We start from the raw sequence: 17,818 nt of genomic DNA on the forward strand, positions 1-17,818 counted from the left end.
TCTGCCGGCGCATGCCAACTATATAAGGAACAGCCCGCTGCCGGAATCGGCGAGCGGGCTGTTCACGTTGAAGGACATTCATGATTAATGGGCATAATTCACGGCGTTAATCCACGTCGCGTTCCGCACGTTCCGCACGTTCCGCATCTTCCGCTTCCCGCTGCATGACCTGATCCGCAAGCTTCTCCAGCCTGCGCAGATGGAACGCGTATTCGAACACGGCGGAGCCGACGAAGATGAGCCGCTTGCGCTCGTCCGGGTCCTGGATGAGGTACTCGGTCAGCTGCATGGCAAGCCGCGCCTCCCGCTCTTCGGGGGGCTCGAACGATGCGCTTTGCTTCAACTTGCCTTCGAGCTTAAGCAGAATCTGCTCGTGGTATTTGGTCAGATCTTCGATCTGGTCGTCGAACTGCTTCGCCCATTTGCCGGCCTCCGGCGCGGCAAAATAATGTTCCTCGACCGCCTCCAGCAAATCCGCCCCCCGCTGCAGCGCTTTGATGTGCTGTTTGGAGACGAGCAGCTGCCGCGCTCTAGCCTGACGGCGGTTCGGCAGCAGCGAGCGCTCCTCCTCGAACAGCGTATAGCGCTCCTCCAGCTTGCGCAGCGTGCCGGTCAGCTTCCCTTTCTCCTTCCGGTGCACATCTTCCTTCAGCTCGTTGGAGATCGCCATACGCAAGAGCAGCGACAGCTCGTTGAACGCTTCGTGCACCTGCTCGTTGAACTGCTTGCGCGGGCGCGGCGGGAAGATGAGCAGATTGACCGCGAAGGCGGCCCCCATCCCCGTCAGCACCTGGAAGAACCGCTCGGCCGCGAACCACCAGCTTTGGCCGTCGGTCTCCATGATGACGACGACGGTCACGAGCGTCAGTGCGATCGCGCTTTCCATTCGCAGTTTGATACAGATCATAATCACGATAATACAGACAAGTCCTACCGATATGGCCGTCTGGCCGAACAGCTTGATCGCCGCCAAGCCCAGAATTGCGCCGAGCACGTTCGTCTGCAGCTGGTCGACCGTGTTCTGCCACGACCGCGAGATGGACGGTTGAATGGAAATCGCCGCGATAGCCGCGATAATCGGGGTCGTGAAACCAAGCAGCCCGCTGAGATAAATCGCCAGCGCCACCGCGAGGCCCGTCTTCAAGACACGCGCTCCGATCGTCATGGAGCCGCCCCCTCTCCCGCGCCGCGCAGCCGCATCTCCGCATGCGCCGCTTCGCGGCCGTTGACGAGCAGCCACAGCCGGTGGACGCCGGGATAGTGCTTGCGCGTCGTGAGGTCCGCCCAGCTGAGACGCTTGGCGCCAGCGATCCGGGCCCCCGGTTCGGCCAGCGTCTCCTTCAGCAGGAACTTCTTGCGCGATACGCTGCCATTGGCCTTCACGTAGTCGACGCCCAGCTCCAGCCGCAGCTTGAAGGCCCCCTGTTCCAGTTGCTGATCCGCCGCCGTGCCCGCAACCGGGTTCAGTTGAGCCGCATAGCGAATTTCCGTCGTCTCGCCGATGCGCGCCTCGTCCGGCGTCACGTCCACCACGGCGTGTGCCACGTTGGCGGCAGCTTCTTCGTCCGCGTAGCCCAACAGCGCCATGATGGCCGGATCGGCCGCTTTGATGAGCGACCGGCAGCCGCGCCGCACGATCCAATTCGTCCGCTCGTTATCCCCGATCCAGCGCTGCGCGATGTCCAGCACAAGCGCCGGGTGATCCTTGGCGATATCGTTCAAGTTATTGGCCACGCTCTTGCGCACGTAGAGCGAGGCATCCGCCTTCAGCTTCTCCAGAATCGGCAGAATCGGCGCGGGGTCGCGCTTGAACGCCGGCAGTGCCGGCGCCCATGGCAGTCTTGGCCGGCAGCCCTCGCTCGCCAATCGCCGGATATGCTCATCCTCGCTGTCCGCCCATTCGAGCATGCGCGCCATCGTCTTCTCCGGCTCCGCCAAGATGAACGGGCGAATCGCGAACTCCGCCGACGACTTGCCCGTGAACCGGGCGAGCGCGTCCATCGACCGCGCCCAATCATTCATTCCGTACACTTCGACGAAGTCCGGGAAGAACAAGTAGGGGAACCCTGTGCACCGTTCGTCGATCGCGTACAGAATATCCAGCGCCTTGCTATATTCGGCTGGCAGACCGGCCCCCAAGGAGACCGTAATCCGCCGCATTCTGGCCTTTAGCTCCAGCTGCTCCCACTCTCCGCTGAGCACGAGCGCGACGAACCGTTCTTGGTCGAATGGCGCCCATGCCGAATGGACGAGCGCCGCGAATTGCCGCAGGAACGGCTCATTGTACATCGCTTTTAATGGCTCGGCCATCTTCACATCGCCTCCTCACGCTATTATAGCCGATCCGTCTATTGCCCGCATCCGGACGTATCCAGACACATCCGGACGCTTGGTCCTTCGGCCAACTTTTATACCCCCGGGGCCCGGTTAGCAACCATCCCCTGTTTGCGCGCCAAAAAAAAGCGCGGGGCGTCTCTTCCAAGACGACGCTCCCCACGCTTTGGCTTCGTGCTATTGAACCAGGCTGCTCATCGCTTACGAGTAACGGGAAATTACGTTCGCCAGCTGCTGCGAGATCGAATAGGGTCCCGTCGCCAGCTCGCTATTCGAGAATCGAACGCGGACGAACGTTTCGTCCATATCCATCGCTTCGGCGAACAGCCCTGCGAGCCCCCGCGCTTTGCGGTCAATCTGGAGCAGCACTTCCAGCTCCGTGCCGCGGTTATAGAAGATCACTTCCAGCTCGTCGAGACGTCCGCGGTAGCTGCCCGAGGTCGGCACGAACTCGAACTCCTGCACGAACGGGTACCGCCCGCCGATCCGGGATGCGTACTCGCACTCCGCCTTGCGAAGACGGAAGCCCAGCTGCTCCACCGCTTCGAGCACGGTCGCCATGCCTTGCGTCGGCACGACTTCGATCCGGTCGTTGTCGCCCGGGTCGAGCGCTCCGCGGATCGCCAGCTCCGTCTTCACCCATACCGGCGCGCGTCCGATCGTAAGCGGCGTCTCGAGCGGCAGCACGAACGAGAACGGCACTTCCTTCTGCTCGCCTGCGCGCAGCTTGAACGGGCTGCTCACGTGGAACCGGGCCAACGCGACCGTCACGTTGTGCTTATGATCGTTGCTTTCCTTAATATACTCCGTCATGACCGACACTTCGATCGTGTCGACGTCTTGCTCGACGCTGCCGCCTTTCATGCGCACGACGCCGCGTACTTCCTCGCCCGGCGTGTAACGCGCCTTCTCGAGCAGCGTATCCAGCGTGGCCGAGCCGATTCCGATACTCGCAAGAAAACGATTGAACATGAAAAATGCTCCTCTCCAATGATCCCGATATGGTATGCGCGGTCCGCATGCAGCTGTATTTCGTTATGCTATTCGTTTTGTACGCGGCAATCGCGCCGAAGGTTTCGCCGCCTCCGCCGCGTAACGGACCGTCCTGGAATGGACAATCGGACATGGAGCGCCGACGATCGCCCCTGTGCGGCCGCCTAGCGCAGCGGATATTCGCAGCGGCTTAAGCCGCATGACGCGGTATCCCGTTCACAGGTCGGGGCGCGCCAGCTCCACGTTCAGCCGAGCCGGATCGGCGTGACCTTCTCGGCCGCCGCTTGCGGCTCCTCTTCTTCCGCAAGCTTGGCATATGGGAAAATGATCGCGAACGTCGTACCGACGCCGAGCTCCGACTCGACCTCGACGCGGCCCTGGTGGTTGTCGACGATTTTGTAGCTGACCATTAACCCAAGCCCCGTCCCCTTCTCCTTCGTCGTATAGAACGGCTGCCCGATTTTGGAGAGCGTCTCTTCGGGTATGCCGGGGCCGCAATCCTGAATGCGGATATAAATATCGTCCGCTTCCCGTCGGCAGTTGATCTGGATTTTGCCCCCGCCGCTCATCACTTCGATCGCGTTCTTCAGGACGTTGATGAACACCTGCTTCAGCTGGTCCTCCACGCCGTGAATCCACAGCGCCTCTTCGCCCAGCTCCGACTCCAGCTCGATGCCGTGCAGCAGCGCCTGCGCCTCCAGCAGGACGACCGTATCGCGCATAATATGGCGGATGTCCCTGTAGGTCAATTCATATACTTGCGGCTTCGACAGCATGAGCAGCTCGCTGACGATGGATTCGATGCGGGTCAGCTCGGACTTCATGATGTCGAAGTAATTGCGGTTGCTCGCCCTGCCTGTGGAGATGAGCTGGATGAACCCTTTCAACGAGGTGAGCGGATTGCGGATTTCGTGGGCGATGCCGGCTGCGAGCTGGCCCGCCACGTAGAGTTTCTCCGAATTAATGAGCAGCTCTTCGTTCTTCTTGCGCTCCGAGATATCGCGGATGATCACCTGATAAGCCGGCTTGCCGCCGAACTTCGTCCGGGTCTGGACCACCTCCGAATGGAACGGCTTGCCTTGGGCTGTATACCACTGCATCTCGACCGGCTGAGGGAACCGTCCGCCAGACATTGTATTCAGCAGTTTGCGCATCGATTCATGGCAATCCGGATGCAGGAACTGATAGATCGAACGGTCCAGGAGCGCCCGGTCGTTCTCCGCCTCGAACAGCGCGAGGCCTGAGCGGTTGACGTACTCCCAGCGGTCGTCCCGGATGATCGCGATCATATCGATAGAGTTCTCGACGAGCAGGCGGTATCGTTCGTTCATCGTGCTGAACCGCTGATCGACGAAGTTCGCGAGCAGGCTGAAGATGAAAATAAGCGACGTCGCCATCCCCAGCACGACGGCGAGCAGCTGCATATATTCGTTGAGCTTGTCGGTCGTCAGCACGACGCTGTATTCCGCGGCGACCGATTGCACGCTGAACAGCTGAACCGCGAAGCTGACCATGCCGAAAATAATGCCGGGCAGCAGCGGAAACGCGCCGCGGTTCCGTTCGAACAGGGCGAAGGCGACGACCGTGCCGACGAAGCTCAGCGCCCCGCCGAGCGTCATCATACCGACGTTCAGCTCCACGTGATCCACCTGGCTGCTCAGGAGCGAACCGTAATTCAAGAACGCCTGGCCCAGCGCGATCAAGAGCCCTGCCGCTGCCAGACGCAAATAAGGATTCGCTTTGCCCCGCATGAGCCGGAAGGCGAAATACGCCGTTATCATGACGAGCAGCTTCGCAACCGACGTCCAATCCATGAGCAGCATCGTATCCGTGGCGAACAGCATGATGAACTGCGACACCCAAAGCCCCAGTCCGTAGACGACCGCCCCGCTGAACAGCCAGTAACGGCGAAGCGTCCGCGTCATCCGAAGATGGCCGAGCATATAGCACATCGTGAACGACGAGAACACGTTGATCGCGAGCGCCAAGAGAGGAAACATCCACATATCCGAGCGGATCAGCTGCGTCATTCTATATAACCCCGATCCTCGTAGGTTTGACAATCGAAGGTAAATTTCGACAGTTTTACAGATAATCCTTTTTTTCGACGCGAACAAAATGCCACTTAAGACTTTCGACTCATGTCTCACGTCTATAATGCAAGGCGTCTTCGGCCGCGCTATAATGAATCGATAAAGAGAACGTGTAGAAGGAGTTTGGACGTATGTGGAAGGTATTAAAGGAATTCAAAGAGTTCGCGGTCAAAGGCAACGTGCTCGACCTCGCGGTCGGCGTCATTATCGGCGGGGCTTTCGGCAAAATTGTCACCTCGGTCGTGAACGATATCATAATGCCGCCGATCGGCAAAATACTAGGAGAGAAGAGTTTCGTTGACCTCTTTATCAACTTGGATCCCGAGAAGGTACTGCCGAGCGGAGAGAAGCCGCATACGTTAGCCGAAGCGAAAGCGCTGGGCTCGGCGGTCATCGCCTACGGCAGCTTCATCAACGTCATCCTCGATTTCACGATCGTCGCCTTCTGCGTCTTCATGATCGTCAAGGGCGCGAATGCCCTGCGCCGCCTGAACACGAAGGAAGAGGCGCCGCCAGCCGCCGAGCCGGCCGAGAAGGAGTGCCCGCAGTGCCTCTCGCTCGTGCCGATTCGCGCGAAGCGCTGCAAGTATTGCACCTCCCATCTGCATGATGCGGAAGAGCTCGGACCCGAAGGAAGCGTGGTGACGTAAGCCATGACCGGCATGTCCAGCAATCGGGCGGAGGAACGCTTCGATATTTATGACGAGGCTGGCGCCTGGATCGGCACCGCCGCGCGAAGCGACGTACATAAACACGGCTATTGGCATCATTCCATACACTGCTGGCTCGCGCGTGCGGACGAGCAGGGGCGCAAGCTCGTGCTGTTCCAGCAGCGGCATCCGGGCAAGGACACGTTCCCATTGCACTTCGACATTACGGCGGCGGGGCATCTGTCGGCCGGCGAGACCTACGAGGAGGCCGCGCGCGAGATCGAGGAGGAGCTGGGCGTTCCCACCCCCTTCGAGACGCTGATTCCGCTTGGCGAGACCCGTAGGGAGATGAGCGGATCGGCGCAGGGCGTGCCGTTCGTCGACCGGGAGATCAGCCGGATATTCGGCCTGCCGTTCGAAGGCGAGCTGACAGACCTGCGCCTGCAGGCGGACGAGGTCGTTGGCGCGTACGAAGCCGAGCTGTCCGCGATGATCGATTTATTCGAAGGAAGGCTCGCACAGGTTGAAGCGCAAGGCGTCCGGTTGACCGCCGAAGGCACGCTGACGCCGGCCTCCGCGATGATCGAAGCCAGGCACTTCGTGACCCGTCCCGCTTCCTATTACGTCGGGGTGTTCCGGCAGCTGCTAGACCTGCTGGAACACGGGAATCCGTCCGATTGACCGCCGTCTTCCCTCGGCAATGACAGCACGAATAACCTCTACCGCTCGTATTTTCTGCGTGGTAGAGGTTTTTTCGCATGCTGCACCAAAGACCGGCGCTCTATCGCCGACCGTATCGCCCGATGCAGCATCTCCCGCCTAGCCCCCAACCGCTTGCTATTAAGCGCCAGGCGAACAACTCTGCGGTCTCTCATGTTGTCCGCCGCCGCGAATAAGCACGACGATTGAATAGGCTTCCCTTACTTTAACCTCGGCGCGCCTTACCGGCTGCTTCTGCGCGGCTTCGCCGTGACCGCGAGCAGCGGCGGGGTCAACCGCCCCTTGCGCTTGCTCTCTTGCGACGTCCGGGCGTTCTTCTTCCTCGCGTTGCCCTGCCCGGTTGCCGGGTGCCTGACTGCGGGGGATTGCGAGCGCACATTGACATTCCCCGCGATTCGCTGCACCGGACTCGGCGCATTAGCCGATTTTCCCCCAGCCGAAGCTTCCTCCTCCGCTTCGTCGTCCCGGCCGCCGCTCATGGCCATCTCCCATTGACGGTACCAGTTGTCGATCATACCGTGAATGTTATAGAAGATTGTATTGCGCGGCGCGAGGTCGAAGTCGTTCAGTTCAGGTTCGCCGAATATGCGGGCCGCTTCCTGATGAATGCAGCCATGCAGGTTGGACCCTTCGATGAAGCGCCCCAGCTCGTCGGCCGTCGAGAACGATTGCGGCGCGTTGCGGATACGCATTTCCGCCTGCAGCGGATAGCAGGCCGAACGTCGGATCGGCTCGGGCACTTCTTGCCAGGCCGCGACAAGTCTGGGATCATACCCCGCTTGCTGATACCACTGCAGCGCTCGGCGGATATAGTCCCGATGGAAGCGCAGGAACAGTTCGCCATAACCGGGCGGCAGCACGGACGGGTTGTCATGATGATTGGCATGATGCCAGCGGGCGTGCTCGGCGAGCAGCGCCTGCGGGAAATTCGGAATCGTCGACATGCCGTGTCCTCCTCTCTATGCGTTTGTCGTTGCTTCTTCCAGTGTATGCGGCAACTGCCCCGCCCGTTAGCATGCCAAAAAGGGAAAGCACCGCCGTGATCACGGCGGGCTTCCCCCTCCTCGCTTCTTGCGCTGAAATCGTTTAGCCGAACGTCAGGTTAGGACCGCACGGTCCGTTGGAGACGCAAATATCGAACGTAATGCGGACGTCGCAGCAGGTGCCGAACACGCAGGTGATCCGGACGCAGGAGAAGCGGCCGTGACGGAAGAAGCAGACCACTTGGCAATCCGGTCCGAGCAAATCCTCGATCACCCGTTTGCTTCTACAACGGATGGCGCGAACCAACCGTGCGGCATTCGCCTCCAACTGCAGTTTATCGAAAAAGTTGGACAGTTCCCGGCCTGCTTCCTGGATGCCCGCAACCGCGTTGTCCCTGTGGCCGTGTCCATGCCCGCAGCAATCGGATACGCGAGCGCGCTTGGATCTCGCGCCCATCGACATGTTGATGTTTTTTACTTTCAGTCTGGCAGACATTCGTTTATTCCTCCTCCCTACCGAACATACTGCAGTTTATGAACGATACCAGAGATTGGTATAGACGTAAGACGCGGGAGAATCGCACAATTGAGCGTTTGCCGGTTATTCGATAGATTTGGTGGCGAGCCCGATTGTAAGGTAAAATGGAAGCTGCGAGGATAGGCAAATATACGCTTCGGCGGAGGGACAAATACGTTGGCATCCATACAAAGCAATCAAGATTCATGGAATACAGGGGCATACGCGGCATGGGTGAGCCGATTCGGAACACCCTCGGAGGCGGCAGGCAAAATGACGGACGATCCAGCCAAGCGTCTCGGCGCGGCCATGAAGCATCTGGGCGATGTGCGCGGGAAGCGAATCGCCAACCTGCTCGGCTCGAACGGCGCGAAGGCGGTCCCGCTCGCCCTGCTGGGCGCGGAGGTGACCGTCATCGATTTCTCCGCCGACAACCAGCGCTATGCGCTTGAATTGGCCGAGGCCGCAGGTGCGGAGATTCGCTACGTACTGTCGGATGTGCTGCAGCTGCCGGAGGAGCAGTTCACTGGGGAGTTCGACATCGTCTACATGGAACATGGCATCCTGCATTATTTTCAAGATTTGCGTCCGCTCTTCCGCGTCGTGCACCGCTTGCTGCGCCTTGGCGGGCAGCTGGTGCTGCAGGACTTTCATCCGGTGACGACCAAGCTGATCTCTTCCCGCGGCACGACGGCCAATATCCGCAAGCACAAAGTGGACGGCGATTATTTCAGCGCGGAGCTGGAGGAGAAGGACGTCGCATTCGCGAAGTTCCTCCCGGCAGGCAGCGCCGCCGCGGCGCCCAAGGTGCAGCTGCGCAACTGGACGCTCGGCGAGATTGTCACCGCGGTGGCCGGCGAAGAGTTGACCGTCCGCGTGCTGGAGGAGCTGCCGAACCTGTCGTCGGACGTGTTCGACAAGGGCATCCCGAAGACGTTCACGCTGACGGCCGAGAGACGGTAAGCGGCGTGAAGCCCCGCCCCTGCGGCTGGTCGCGATCGCGACGACTGCTCGCGGGGCTTTTTTTATTCGGGCGCGAATCAGGGGAGTGACTTGTCGGGTCGGATGCTCTAAGATGAGGGTTGACCGCTGACTTGCGGCCGTGTACCGTATCGAACGCCGTGCGATTAATGTTCGCTTATAATATTCCTTGACGGGAATATTCTGTTAATGGTATATTCGTTTTGCAAGCAAGAAGTCCTCACTAAGGATAAAGGAGCAACGGTCCATGGACAGGGAAACGATCCTATTCGGGGCGTTGGCGGACGCAGTGAGCTAACGAATGGCAAGGCGAGTAACCACTTTTCGAGGAGGAATGGCAAATGGCGAATCAACTGGCAACGAAGGTCGAAGGACAGGTATTGACACTGGAGCGGGTATTCAATGCGCCGCGGGAGCTCGTCTTCCAAGCGTTCACGCAATCCGAGCATTTGAAGCATTGGTGGGGACCGCGCGGCTGGGAAATCACCGTCAGCGACATGGATTTCCGCCCGGGCGGCAGCTGGCACTACTGTTTCAAGTGCATGGACCAGAGTCAAGGCGATTTCTACGGCATGGAATCGTGGGGCAAAGCGGTCTACGACCAAATCGAGACGCCGGAGCGGATCGTCTATACCGACTATTTCTCCGATGCGGAAGGCTCGCTGTCCGATACGATGCCTCCCTCCCATATCGTCATGACGTTCGAGACGACCGACGGCGGCAAGACGAAGGTCGTCAACCGCGCCGCTTATGCTTCGGCCGAAGCGCTGCAGACGGTGCTGGACATGGGCATGGAGCAAGGCATCGGCGAGACGTACGACCGCCTCGACGAATACCTGGCGGCACAGCAATAATCACCTTCATCATACAAGCAGCGGCAAGCCGCGGATGCGCTTCATCCGGGATTGCCGCTGTTTTTTCGGCTGGCAGGCAGCCGGCTCGATCCTCCCTCAGACTTGACGCATCAGGACCGTCGGCGATGCCTCACGAATTGCGATCGGCAAGCTCAGGTCCGTAATCAGCCTCCGGCGCGAATCGGCCCTTTCCCTTCAGGACCTCGTCGAAGAATTGCAGGATCAGCCGATTTTCGGTTTCGAGGCATGCCTTGGCGTCGACGGCCGCTTCCCCGCCCTGCAGCAGGTTGGCCAACAACGGCGACACCATCGACAGATCGGTGAAGCTCAAATGCTTGGCCCCCTTAAAATGAACGGTGCGCATGTCTGCGGCATTCCGGTCCGCGGCCGCGTTCCCCGCATAGGTCGAATTGCTCTGCAGCTGTCCCCACACATCGTCGGAATACAGATTGAACAGCGGGGTCGCGTATGGTTTGCCGCTTGCCTTGAAATCGCCGGAGGCTGAATCGTAGGTAAGCTCACTGAACATCGGGCCGTCCAAGTTGACGACCGCGTCGACATCGCTCCGTTCCCGGCCTACCCAGACGCTCGCCGCGCCGCCCATCGAGTGGCCGAACACGCCGATCCGGCTCGCATCGATATGCGAGTAGACCGAAGCGCCGTCGCCCTGCGAGGCCGCCAATACCGTATCGATCACGAAGTCCATGTCGTCCGTCCGCAACCGCATCCACTTTTGAATGAGTCCGTAAACCTGCTCAGTCGTATATATGCCATCTTGATTGGCGTCTTGCACTTCCTTCAAATACGATTGGTCGATGAAGGTGCGCTCGCCGTCCTCGGACACCGAATACAAAGCGTGATGCGGATGGTCGATCGAACATACGACGTACCCATGGCTGGCCAGCTCCCTGAACGTGGAAGCGTTGCTGGCCTTGATGCCGTTCGCCCCGTGCGAGAAGACCAGCAGCGGGAAGCTGCCGTCATCCGTTCGCGGATACCAGAACTGTACATTCACGAATCGCTTCTTGCCGCCGCTCGCGAAAGGATCGAGGCGATCTTCGTCCGTAAAGGTGTGCGTTTCCGTCGAAATCGCGTACTCGCCCGTGGTTCTTGGCGGCGTATACGGCGGGAACACAATAAGCGGCGCGAACGCGATGAAGGACAGGACGATCATTGTGAATGCCTTCATCAGAATGCGCACGGGGCGATATAAAGCTTGATCCGCGCGTTGCCGTGCGAGCGAGTACGCCGCCCTGCCGGTTAGCAGGAGCAGCAGCAGTGCGGGCAGCACCCAGCGGAAGCTCCATTGGGCCGCTGGCGTAAGAAGCAGGATGACCAGCATCACGCCGCCCGCGATTCGGACGGAAGCCCGCAACCGTGTATGAATTGTTTTCGTCGCCATGCAGTAAACCGCGTAGGCAATCTCGAACAGCAATATAAGTCCTAGCAGAATAAGTCCCATTGTAAATCTCCTTTCGGCCTTCGCCGTTTGACGTAATGTTAGCTAGCATAAGAAAACGCCGAAAGGATGTATATAGTAAATCGATAAGCTGTATCTACAGACCGATAAGTTGCAAAAAAAGCGGTCCAGCCGCTAAGCTAGACCGCCTCGTCGCCAGCTGCGGCCAAGCGGCCCGCCTGCGCAATGCCTTCATTCTCCCTTGTTCCTCCACGCCCGGAGCTGCGCGTTGATTTCATCGGCCGATCTGCGGTCGCTCCGCCAGGAGAGCAGACGCACGATCGCATAGACGACCGCGATTTGCGCCGCCAGCAGCAGCACGCCGGATGCCTGCTCCACGAGCCCCATCATCGCGGCCAGCGCGACCAAGATCGCCTCTAGCGCAATAAAGTGCACAGCCATCCGCATGCGCATCTGCCGCTCGGTCGCCTGCTCCGGCGCATACAAGATCAGCCCCGTCAGAGCCGCGGCCAGCGAGAAGACCATGATCGTATAGATGGATTTCAGATCGAACGCGAGATTCGGGTCATACAGCTGCCGTAATACCGTGAGCATCATCATGATGGACGCGAAGATGATGAAGAATTGCATAGTCAATTTATGTAGATGCGCGAACAATTTCATGCCGCTCCTCCTTACAGGCCGAGTTTTTGTCGAAGCACGGGCACGTACTGCCTGGATATGACGACTCTTTCCCCGTTATCGAGCACCGCTTCGAAGCGGCCGCTCAGCGTCGGGTACACGTGGGCGATTTTCGTCATATTCAGAATCGTCGATTTGGAGGCGCGAAAACATTTCCTCTCCTCGCACAACGCCTCCAGCTCATACAGCTTCTGCTTCACTTCATAGACGTTGTCTTTGCCGTACAAAAACACTTTCCCGTCCACCGCTTCGAAATAATACACGTCGCTCAATTTGACGCGATGCGTCCGGTCTCCTCGGTACCCGAGCAGCAGGAACGTCTCCATTCTCAGCCTGCTCGCGAATTCGACGAGGTCGGGATCGACCTCATGGCACCGGATCAGGATTTCTTCATCCTCGTTCCGGGCGATTTCCTCCACCGATACTTTCATGTGCTCCTCCCTTTTGGCGCAGCCTTGTTCAGTCCCCATCGGATACAAAAAAGGCGCGGAACCGAAAAATCGGTACCGCGCCGCAAATGGCGTGAATGGTGCTGATGAAGGGAATTGAACCCCCGGCCTACGCATTACGAGTGCGTTGCTCTACCCCTGAGCTACATCAGCATAGTAGTCAATCGCTTCAAGCGACTCTTATAATGTATAATACCCACCACGTTCAAGTCAATCCCTCGTCGTAAAAAAATCTGTGTTAAGTGTCGTTGCCACAAATAAATGAAGTTTCTTGCCCAACTTCGGGAACCAAACCCAGGTCTCGTTCGTCCCTAAATAAGGGCTCGCAAGCAGCTTCTTGCGAGCATTGTCCATCCGTGTAGAAATTCGACGAAACCGGGCAAATATGGTATAAGTTAAGAAGTTATGAACTCAAAACCGTTACCTTGAAGTTAGGAGTGTTCGGCCGGTTATGCTGTTTAACTCGTATGTATTTATTTTCGCTTTTCTTCCCATAACGGTAATCGTCTATTTTCTGCTGAACCGGTTCCGTTTGTCGTACGTCGCCAAGACATGGCTGGCGCTCTCCTCCTTATTCTTCTACGGATGGTGGGACGTCAAGTATGTGCCGCTCATTCTCGGCTCTATCGCCTTCAACTACACCATGGGACGGCTGCTCATGCGGGTGCCGGGCGGGTACAAGCCTCCCGATGACCAGCCGCTCGCCTACCAGACCGAGCCGGGCGTGGGCAAACGGAAAGCGCTGCTTGCCTTCGCCATCGTCAGCAACGTGCTGCTGCTAATCTACTATAAATACGCCGACTTCTTCCTGACGAACCTGAACGACATTGCCGGCACGGACTTCGCGCTGCTGAAGCTTGTCCTGCCGCTTGGCATCAGCTTCTTCACCTTCACGCAGATCGCCTTCCTCGTGGACGCGTACAAGCGCAAGGCGCGCGAGGCGAATATCGTCAGCTACGTGCTGTTCGTCACGTTCTACCCGCATCTCATCGCCGGCCCGATTCTCCACCACGGCGAGATGATGCCGCAGTTCGACCGCGTGCGCAGCAAAGTATGGAATTGGAAGAACGCCGCGCTTGGCGTATTCGTCTTCGGCATGGGCCTCTTCAAGAAGGTCGTCATCGCCGATACGTTCGCGGGTTATGCCAGCGACGGCTTCAATACGGCGACGCAATTCGTCGATTCCTGGGTCGCGGCTCTCTCGTATACGTTCCAGCTGTACTTCGACTTCAGCGGCTACACGGACATGGCGATCGGCGCTGCGCTGCTCTTTAACATTCGTCTGCCGCAGAACTTCAACTCGCCGTACAAGGCGCTCAACCTGCAAGACTTCTGGCGCCGCTGGCATATGACGCTCAGCCGCTGGCTGCGCGACTACATTTATATCCCGCTTGGCGGCAACCGCAAGGGCGAAGCCCGCATGCTCGCCAACAACATGATCGTATTTCTCGTCGGCGGACTTTGGCATGGCGCGGGCTGGACGTTCCTGTTCTGGGGCTTCCTGCACGGGTTCGGCCAGATCGTACACCGGCTGTGGGGCAAGCTGTGCAAGAAGCTCGGCTTCCAGCTGCCGAAGTGGACCGCATGGCTCATCACGTTCGTCTACGTCATCATCGCATGGGTGTTCTTCCGCGCTACGTCGTGGGATCAAGCGATCCGCATTCTGAAAGGCATGAGCGGCCTTCAGGGCTTCGACTTCAACCGCCTTACGATGGATGCGCTGCTGCCGCCGATCCTGCTGCTGCTGCTCTTCTTCCCGATCGTGCTGTTCACGCGCAACTCCTCCGAACGGATGGAGACGTTCCGGCCGACCTGGAAGATCGGCTTCGTCATTGCGTTCTTGTTCATTATGTCGCTGCTGTATTTCAACCAAATCAGCGAGTTCCTGTACTTCAATTTCTAGAAAGGCGGCGAGAGGAACATGGCCTCCGAAGAGATTTTACCGAAGCGATCGCGATTTCCGAAGCCGCGACGCACCGTCTCGATCCGCGCCAGCAAACGTATGCTGGCCGGCTTCGTCAGCGGCTCGCTCGTATTCGCGGCGGTCGCCGTGGCGTTCATGTATTTCATAGATCCGCTTCAGTTCTACCATAAATCGTGGTACACGCCGGTGTTCTCGAACGAGCAGCGTTACCAGAATCCGGGACTAGCCCGGAATTATGACTACGACACGATCATTCTCGGCTCGTCGATGACCGAGAACTTCCTGCCCGCCGTCGTCGACGAGGAGCTGGGCGGCAAGACGCTGAAGCTGTCCATCCGCGGATCCTACGCGCAGGAGCAGAACGATATCGCACAGGTGGCGTTCGCAACCGGCAAGGTTAAGCAAGTGCTATGGGGACTCGATTACTTCGCCCTCAAGCCCGCAGACCTGGACGCGCAAGGTCCTTATCCGCATTACCTGTACGATGACAAGTTCTGGAATGATTACAAGTACTGGTTTAATGTGACGCCATATCGCGAATTGGCGGAAGGCCTCTACAAGCGATCCTCCGCGACCGAGAACACGAAGCGGCTGATGGGTCTGGAATATTTATACAACTGGAACTATTACGTCACGTACGGCAAGAAATACGCGATGAAAACGTACCAAAAGGCGCTGACCGACGAGGCTGGCTTCGGCAACAACGAAGAGCCGCTCGAGGTCGTGCAGAACAACTTCACCACCTATGTAGAATCGGTGATCAAAGCCCATCCGGAGACGGAATTTTATATTTACTACCCGCCGTATTCCATCCTTCGCCAAGCCGTATGGCGCGACCTGAACATCCCGCGCTATGAGCAGCAGCTGACGATGAAGAAGTGGATGTACGATCGGTTCAAGCAGTACCCGAACGTAAAGGTGTACGACTTCCAAACCGAGGCGGAATGGACGTTCAACCTCGATCTGTTCAAGGATTTGTCCCACCACAATATGAACGTGAACACATGGATCACGCGGGCGATCGGCGCGGACGACCCCAAATACCGGGTGACCGACGCGAACGTGGATCAATTCGTGACCGATTTGCGCGAGCAGGTCGAGGACGTCGCGGTCAACGCCGCTGGCGATCTGCTGCGCGTGCCCGTCCGTCTCGCCGACAATCCGTCCAAGACAGTCACCTTCTCCGCCAAAGTGCTGCGCGGGCAGACGAACGAGCTGCTCGTACCGGGCAAAGAAGCGGCGAGCGTCCTTGGCGCCGAGATGACGTATGACGCGGCGACGAAGACGCTAACGATCGTCCGTGGTGACCGCAACCTAATCATTACGGCAGGACAGAAGGAAGCGACGTTGAACGGCGCCTCGATCGCCGTCGCGACGCCGGTCGAGATTGTCGGCGGCCGCTCCATGGTCCCGCTCGTCTTCCTCGCCGAGACGCTCGGTTGGAAGGCAGAGACGACGGAGACGAACGCGATGACGAGAACGATCACGCTGCAACAATAGCCAATGCCTAGAACGACGAAGGGCGCCGCAGGAGAAAATTCCTGCGGCGCCCTTCGTCGTTTCGTACATGCTGCTCTACAACAGCCTCGCTTACCTGGCCTCCGACCGGGCTAGCTCCGGCTGCGTACCGGCGCCAACTGCGTCCGATCCGTCCTGCCGTGCGTCAGCGGACAACTGCAGCGGCAGCGATAACGTAAACTCGCTCCCCTTGTGCTTCTCGCTGCGCATCCCCAGTCTCCCGCCGAGCAGCGTGGCGAGCTGACGGCTGATCGAGAGGCCAAGGCCTGTCCCGCCGTAGGTGCGGTTTATCGCCCCGTTCTCCTGCCGGAACGCCTCGAAGATCAGTTCCTGCTTGTCCTTGTCGATGCCAATGCCTGTATCCGAGACGGTGAACGCGATTCTCGGCCGGACGGCAGACGCTGCAGCCGCGCCCGCGGCGATCTCCGCCGCGGCTGCGGGCTGCCTTGCGCAAGCCGCCGCCCCGCGCCATACGCGTCCCTTTCCCCGCTTCGGCACCTCCTTCGGCACGGCTGGAACGTCCAGGCGGACGGCCAGCTTCACGCTGCCCTCGCTCGTGAATTTGAACGCGTTCACAAGCAGGTTGCGCAGAATCTGGTTCGTGCGGAGCGCATCGGTCATAATGGTGCACGGCACGTTCGGATGGACGTCCGTGTCGAAGCGCAGGCCTTTCTGCTGCGCCAGCGGCAGGAACTGATGATGAAGATTCTGCACCAAGTCGTGGGTCGAGACGCGGTCGATCATGATATCCATCTTGCCGGCTTCCACCTTCGAGAGATCGAGGATGTCGTTAATCAATTGCAGCAGATCGTTGCCCGCGGTCTGAATCAGCTCCGCATATACCGTATCTTCCGCATTATAACGTTCTTCCTCGTTATCCCGAATGAGCTGCGACAGCAATATAATGCTGTTCAGCGGCGTCTTCAGCTCGTGCGACATGTTGGCCAGGAACTCGGATTTGTACGAAGAGGCAAGCTCCAGCTCCTTCGCCTTCGCCTCGATGTCCCGCTTCGCTTCGCGCAGCTGGCGCGTCTGACGGCGCAGCAGCTTATTCATCGTGAGCAGCTCGTCGGTCCGCTGCTGCTCCTTCTGGAAGTCGCGGAAGAAGAACAAGAATAAGGCGCACATGAGCATACGGCTCGGGAGCGCGTATGGCGTAACTTCCGTCCAGTATTCCCACGGCGTCATCGACTTGTTAATGAGCACCGAGCCGGTCGCCAGTACCGCGTTCAGCAGATTGACGGAAACGATGAGGAAGACGCTCTTCCACAAGTAACGCCAGCTGAGCCGCTTCATCGCGACATGCAGGCCGGCGCAGGCCGCGCCGATGACGACCATCGTCACGCACCCGAGCACAGCCGTCAAATCCCAACTAAAGAAGAAACGCCCGCCCCCGATACCCGCGCCGATGACCAGCGCCATCCAGGGACGGGGCAGCACGAGCACCGCGACGAGCGTGGGGACAAAGCGCAAGTCCAGCATCGTCACCGCCCCGATCCGAACGCCAAAAACCATCGCCAGCCATCCGCTGACGATGAAACAGACGATCGCAAGCCCGTACTTCATGCGGGCCGAGGCGTGCGCGAATAAATATTTGTATCCGATATTAAATAAATAGGCAATCGTGATCATCATGCTAATGCTGGCAAAGAATGTTTTGGCTAAGGTCATGGTGCCGCCTCCCAACTAGCAGAACGCCCC

Annotated in this window: 16 protein-coding genes and 1 tRNA gene; 6 read left to right on the top strand and 11 right to left on the bottom strand. The window is 58.9% G+C overall.

Annotated features, from left to right (window positions below; all coding sequences use genetic code 11):
• Positions 1–106 precede the first annotated feature (106 nt).
• From ACFFSY_RS07880 to ACFFSY_RS07895, 4 genes are all read right to left on the bottom strand, one after another.
• Positions 107–1,165 (bottom strand): FUSC family protein, encoded by a 1,059-nt coding sequence (locus ACFFSY_RS07880; protein WP_377492455.1) that lies wholly within the window; start codon positions 1,163–1,165, stop codon positions 107–109.
• The gene (locus ACFFSY_RS07885) at positions 1,162–2,310 is read right to left on the bottom strand and encodes a DNA alkylation repair protein (protein ID WP_377492458.1); all 1,149 of its coding nucleotides are present in this window, start codon (positions 2,308–2,310) and stop codon (positions 1,162–1,164) included. Before ACFFSY_RS07885 ends, ACFFSY_RS07880 begins: the two co-directional genes overlap by 4 nt.
• 225 nt (positions 2,311–2,535) lie before the next feature.
• Entirely contained in the window at positions 2,536–3,306 is a 771-nt protein-coding gene (locus ACFFSY_RS07890; protein WP_377492461.1) for a sporulation protein, read from the bottom strand.
• A 266-nt stretch (positions 3,307–3,572) separates the two neighbouring features.
• Positions 3,573–5,357 carry an ATP-binding protein gene (locus tag ACFFSY_RS07895; protein ID WP_377492464.1) on the bottom strand — a complete coding sequence of 595 codons (1,785 nt, stop codon included), beginning with the start codon at positions 5,355–5,357 and terminating at the stop codon, positions 3,573–3,575.
• Between the two features lie 194 nt (positions 5,358–5,551).
• Between ACFFSY_RS07895 and mscL the strand changes: the two genes are divergently transcribed.
• Both mscL and ACFFSY_RS07905 read left to right on the top strand, forming a co-directional pair.
• Positions 5,552–6,070 carry a large conductance mechanosensitive channel protein MscL gene (gene mscL, locus ACFFSY_RS07900; protein ID WP_377492467.1) on the top strand — a complete coding sequence of 173 codons (519 nt, stop codon included), beginning with the start codon at positions 5,552–5,554 and terminating at the stop codon, positions 6,068–6,070.
• 3 nt (positions 6,071–6,073) lie between these two features.
• Positions 6,074–6,751, top strand: coding sequence for an NUDIX hydrolase (locus tag ACFFSY_RS07905; protein WP_377492470.1), 678 nt, complete (start codon positions 6,074–6,076; stop codon positions 6,749–6,751).
• Positions 6,752–7,011: 260 nt separating this feature from the next.
• Here the strand turns inward: ACFFSY_RS07905 and ACFFSY_RS07910 are convergent, their stop codons facing one another.
• Together ACFFSY_RS07910 and ACFFSY_RS07915 are read right to left on the bottom strand one after the other, a co-directional pair.
• The gene (locus ACFFSY_RS07910; RefSeq protein WP_377492473.1) at positions 7,012–7,734 is read right to left on the bottom strand and encodes a hypothetical protein; all 723 of its coding nucleotides are present in this window, start codon (positions 7,732–7,734) and stop codon (positions 7,012–7,014) included.
• A 142-nt stretch (positions 7,735–7,876) separates the two neighbouring features.
• Positions 7,877–8,269: a hypothetical protein gene (locus tag ACFFSY_RS07915; protein WP_377492476.1), complete on the bottom strand. Its 393-nt coding sequence runs from the start codon at positions 8,267–8,269 to the stop codon at positions 7,877–7,879.
• A gap of 198 nt (positions 8,270–8,467) precedes the next feature.
• Between ACFFSY_RS07915 and ACFFSY_RS07920 the strand changes: the two genes are divergently transcribed.
• On the top strand, positions 8,468–9,253 hold the full coding sequence (locus ACFFSY_RS07920) for a class I SAM-dependent methyltransferase (RefSeq protein WP_377492479.1): 786 nt from the start codon (positions 8,468–8,470) through the stop codon (positions 9,251–9,253).
• Positions 9,254–9,612: 359 nt separating this feature from the next.
• Entirely contained in the window at positions 9,613–10,125 is a 513-nt protein-coding gene (locus tag ACFFSY_RS07925; protein ID WP_377492482.1) for an SRPBCC domain-containing protein, read from the top strand.
• Positions 10,126–10,255: 130 nt separating this feature from the next.
• Here ACFFSY_RS07925 and ACFFSY_RS07930 read toward each other — a convergent pair whose 3' ends face one another.
• From ACFFSY_RS07930 to ACFFSY_RS07945, 4 genes are all read right to left on the bottom strand, one after another.
• A complete protein-coding gene (locus tag ACFFSY_RS07930; RefSeq protein WP_377492485.1) occupies positions 10,256–11,587 on the bottom strand; it encodes an alpha/beta hydrolase family protein in 1,332 nt (443 codons plus the stop codon).
• A 189-nt stretch (positions 11,588–11,776) separates the two neighbouring features.
• Positions 11,777–12,208 (bottom strand): DUF3021 family protein, encoded by a 432-nt coding sequence (locus tag ACFFSY_RS07935; protein ID WP_377492488.1) that lies wholly within the window; start codon positions 12,206–12,208, stop codon positions 11,777–11,779.
• A gap of 11 nt (positions 12,209–12,219) precedes the next feature.
• Positions 12,220–12,657: a LytTR family DNA-binding domain-containing protein gene (locus ACFFSY_RS07940; RefSeq protein ID WP_377492491.1), complete on the bottom strand. Its 438-nt coding sequence runs from the start codon at positions 12,655–12,657 to the stop codon at positions 12,220–12,222.
• Positions 12,658–12,753: 96 nt separating this feature from the next.
• Positions 12,754–12,828, bottom strand: a tRNA-Thr gene (locus ACFFSY_RS07945).
• Between the two features lie 298 nt (positions 12,829–13,126).
• On the opposite strand from ACFFSY_RS07945, the gene ACFFSY_RS07950 reads away from it, so the two are divergent.
• Both ACFFSY_RS07950 and ACFFSY_RS07955 read left to right on the top strand, forming a co-directional pair.
• Positions 13,127–14,578: an MBOAT family O-acyltransferase gene (locus ACFFSY_RS07950; protein WP_377492494.1), complete on the top strand. Its 1,452-nt coding sequence runs from the start codon at positions 13,127–13,129 to the stop codon at positions 14,576–14,578.
• Between the two features lie 18 nt (positions 14,579–14,596).
• Complete coding sequence (locus ACFFSY_RS07955) at positions 14,597–16,099, top strand: copper amine oxidase N-terminal domain-containing protein (RefSeq protein WP_377492497.1); 1,503 nt, start codon at positions 14,597–14,599, stop codon at positions 16,097–16,099.
• 90 nt (positions 16,100–16,189) lie between these two features.
• Here ACFFSY_RS07955 and ACFFSY_RS07960 read toward each other — a convergent pair whose 3' ends face one another.
• Positions 16,190–17,788 carry a sensor histidine kinase gene (locus ACFFSY_RS07960; RefSeq protein WP_377492500.1) on the bottom strand — a complete coding sequence of 533 codons (1,599 nt, stop codon included), beginning with the start codon at positions 17,786–17,788 and terminating at the stop codon, positions 16,190–16,192.
• Between the last annotated feature and the right edge of the window lie 30 nt (positions 17,789–17,818).

The organism is Paenibacillus aurantiacus, assembly GCF_042431225.1.
GTDB lineage: Bacteria > Bacillota > Bacilli > Paenibacillales > Paenibacillaceae > Paenibacillus_Z > Paenibacillus_Z aurantiacus.

Excerpts from the sequence above, each read along its gene's own strand:
- ACFFSY_RS07880 (WP_377492455.1), bottom strand. The coding sequence starts at position 1,165 with ATGACGATCGGAGCGCGTGTCTTGAAGACGGGCCTCGCGGTGGCGCTG.
- ACFFSY_RS07885 (WP_377492458.1), bottom strand. The coding sequence starts at position 2,310 with ATGGCCGAGCCATTAAAAGCGATGTACAATGAGCCGTTCCTGCGGCAA.
- ACFFSY_RS07890 (WP_377492461.1), bottom strand. The coding sequence starts at position 3,306 with ATGTTCAATCGTTTTCTTGCGAGTATCGGAATCGGCTCGGCCACGCTG.
- ACFFSY_RS07895 (WP_377492464.1), bottom strand. The coding sequence starts at position 5,357 with ATGACGCAGCTGATCCGCTCGGATATGTGGATGTTTCCTCTCTTGGCG.
- mscL (WP_377492467.1), top strand. The coding sequence starts at position 5,552 with ATGTGGAAGGTATTAAAGGAATTCAAAGAGTTCGCGGTCAAAGGCAAC.
- ACFFSY_RS07905 (WP_377492470.1), top strand. The coding sequence starts at position 6,074 with ATGACCGGCATGTCCAGCAATCGGGCGGAGGAACGCTTCGATATTTAT.
- ACFFSY_RS07910 (WP_377492473.1), bottom strand. The coding sequence starts at position 7,734 with ATGTCGACGATTCCGAATTTCCCGCAGGCGCTGCTCGCCGAGCACGCC.
- ACFFSY_RS07915 (WP_377492476.1), bottom strand. The coding sequence starts at position 8,269 with ATGTCTGCCAGACTGAAAGTAAAAAACATCAACATGTCGATGGGCGCG.
- ACFFSY_RS07925 (WP_377492482.1), top strand. The coding sequence starts at position 9,613 with ATGGCGAATCAACTGGCAACGAAGGTCGAAGGACAGGTATTGACACTG.
- ACFFSY_RS07930 (WP_377492485.1), bottom strand. The coding sequence starts at position 11,587 with ATGGGACTTATTCTGCTAGGACTTATATTGCTGTTCGAGATTGCCTAC.
- ACFFSY_RS07935 (WP_377492488.1), bottom strand. The coding sequence starts at position 12,208 with ATGAAATTGTTCGCGCATCTACATAAATTGACTATGCAATTCTTCATC.
- ACFFSY_RS07940 (WP_377492491.1), bottom strand. The coding sequence starts at position 12,657 with ATGAAAGTATCGGTGGAGGAAATCGCCCGGAACGAGGATGAAGAAATC.
- ACFFSY_RS07950 (WP_377492494.1), top strand. The coding sequence starts at position 13,127 with ATGCTGTTTAACTCGTATGTATTTATTTTCGCTTTTCTTCCCATAACG.
- ACFFSY_RS07955 (WP_377492497.1), top strand. The coding sequence starts at position 14,597 with ATGGCCTCCGAAGAGATTTTACCGAAGCGATCGCGATTTCCGAAGCCG.
- ACFFSY_RS07960 (WP_377492500.1), bottom strand. The coding sequence starts at position 17,788 with ATGACCTTAGCCAAAACATTCTTTGCCAGCATTAGCATGATGATCACG.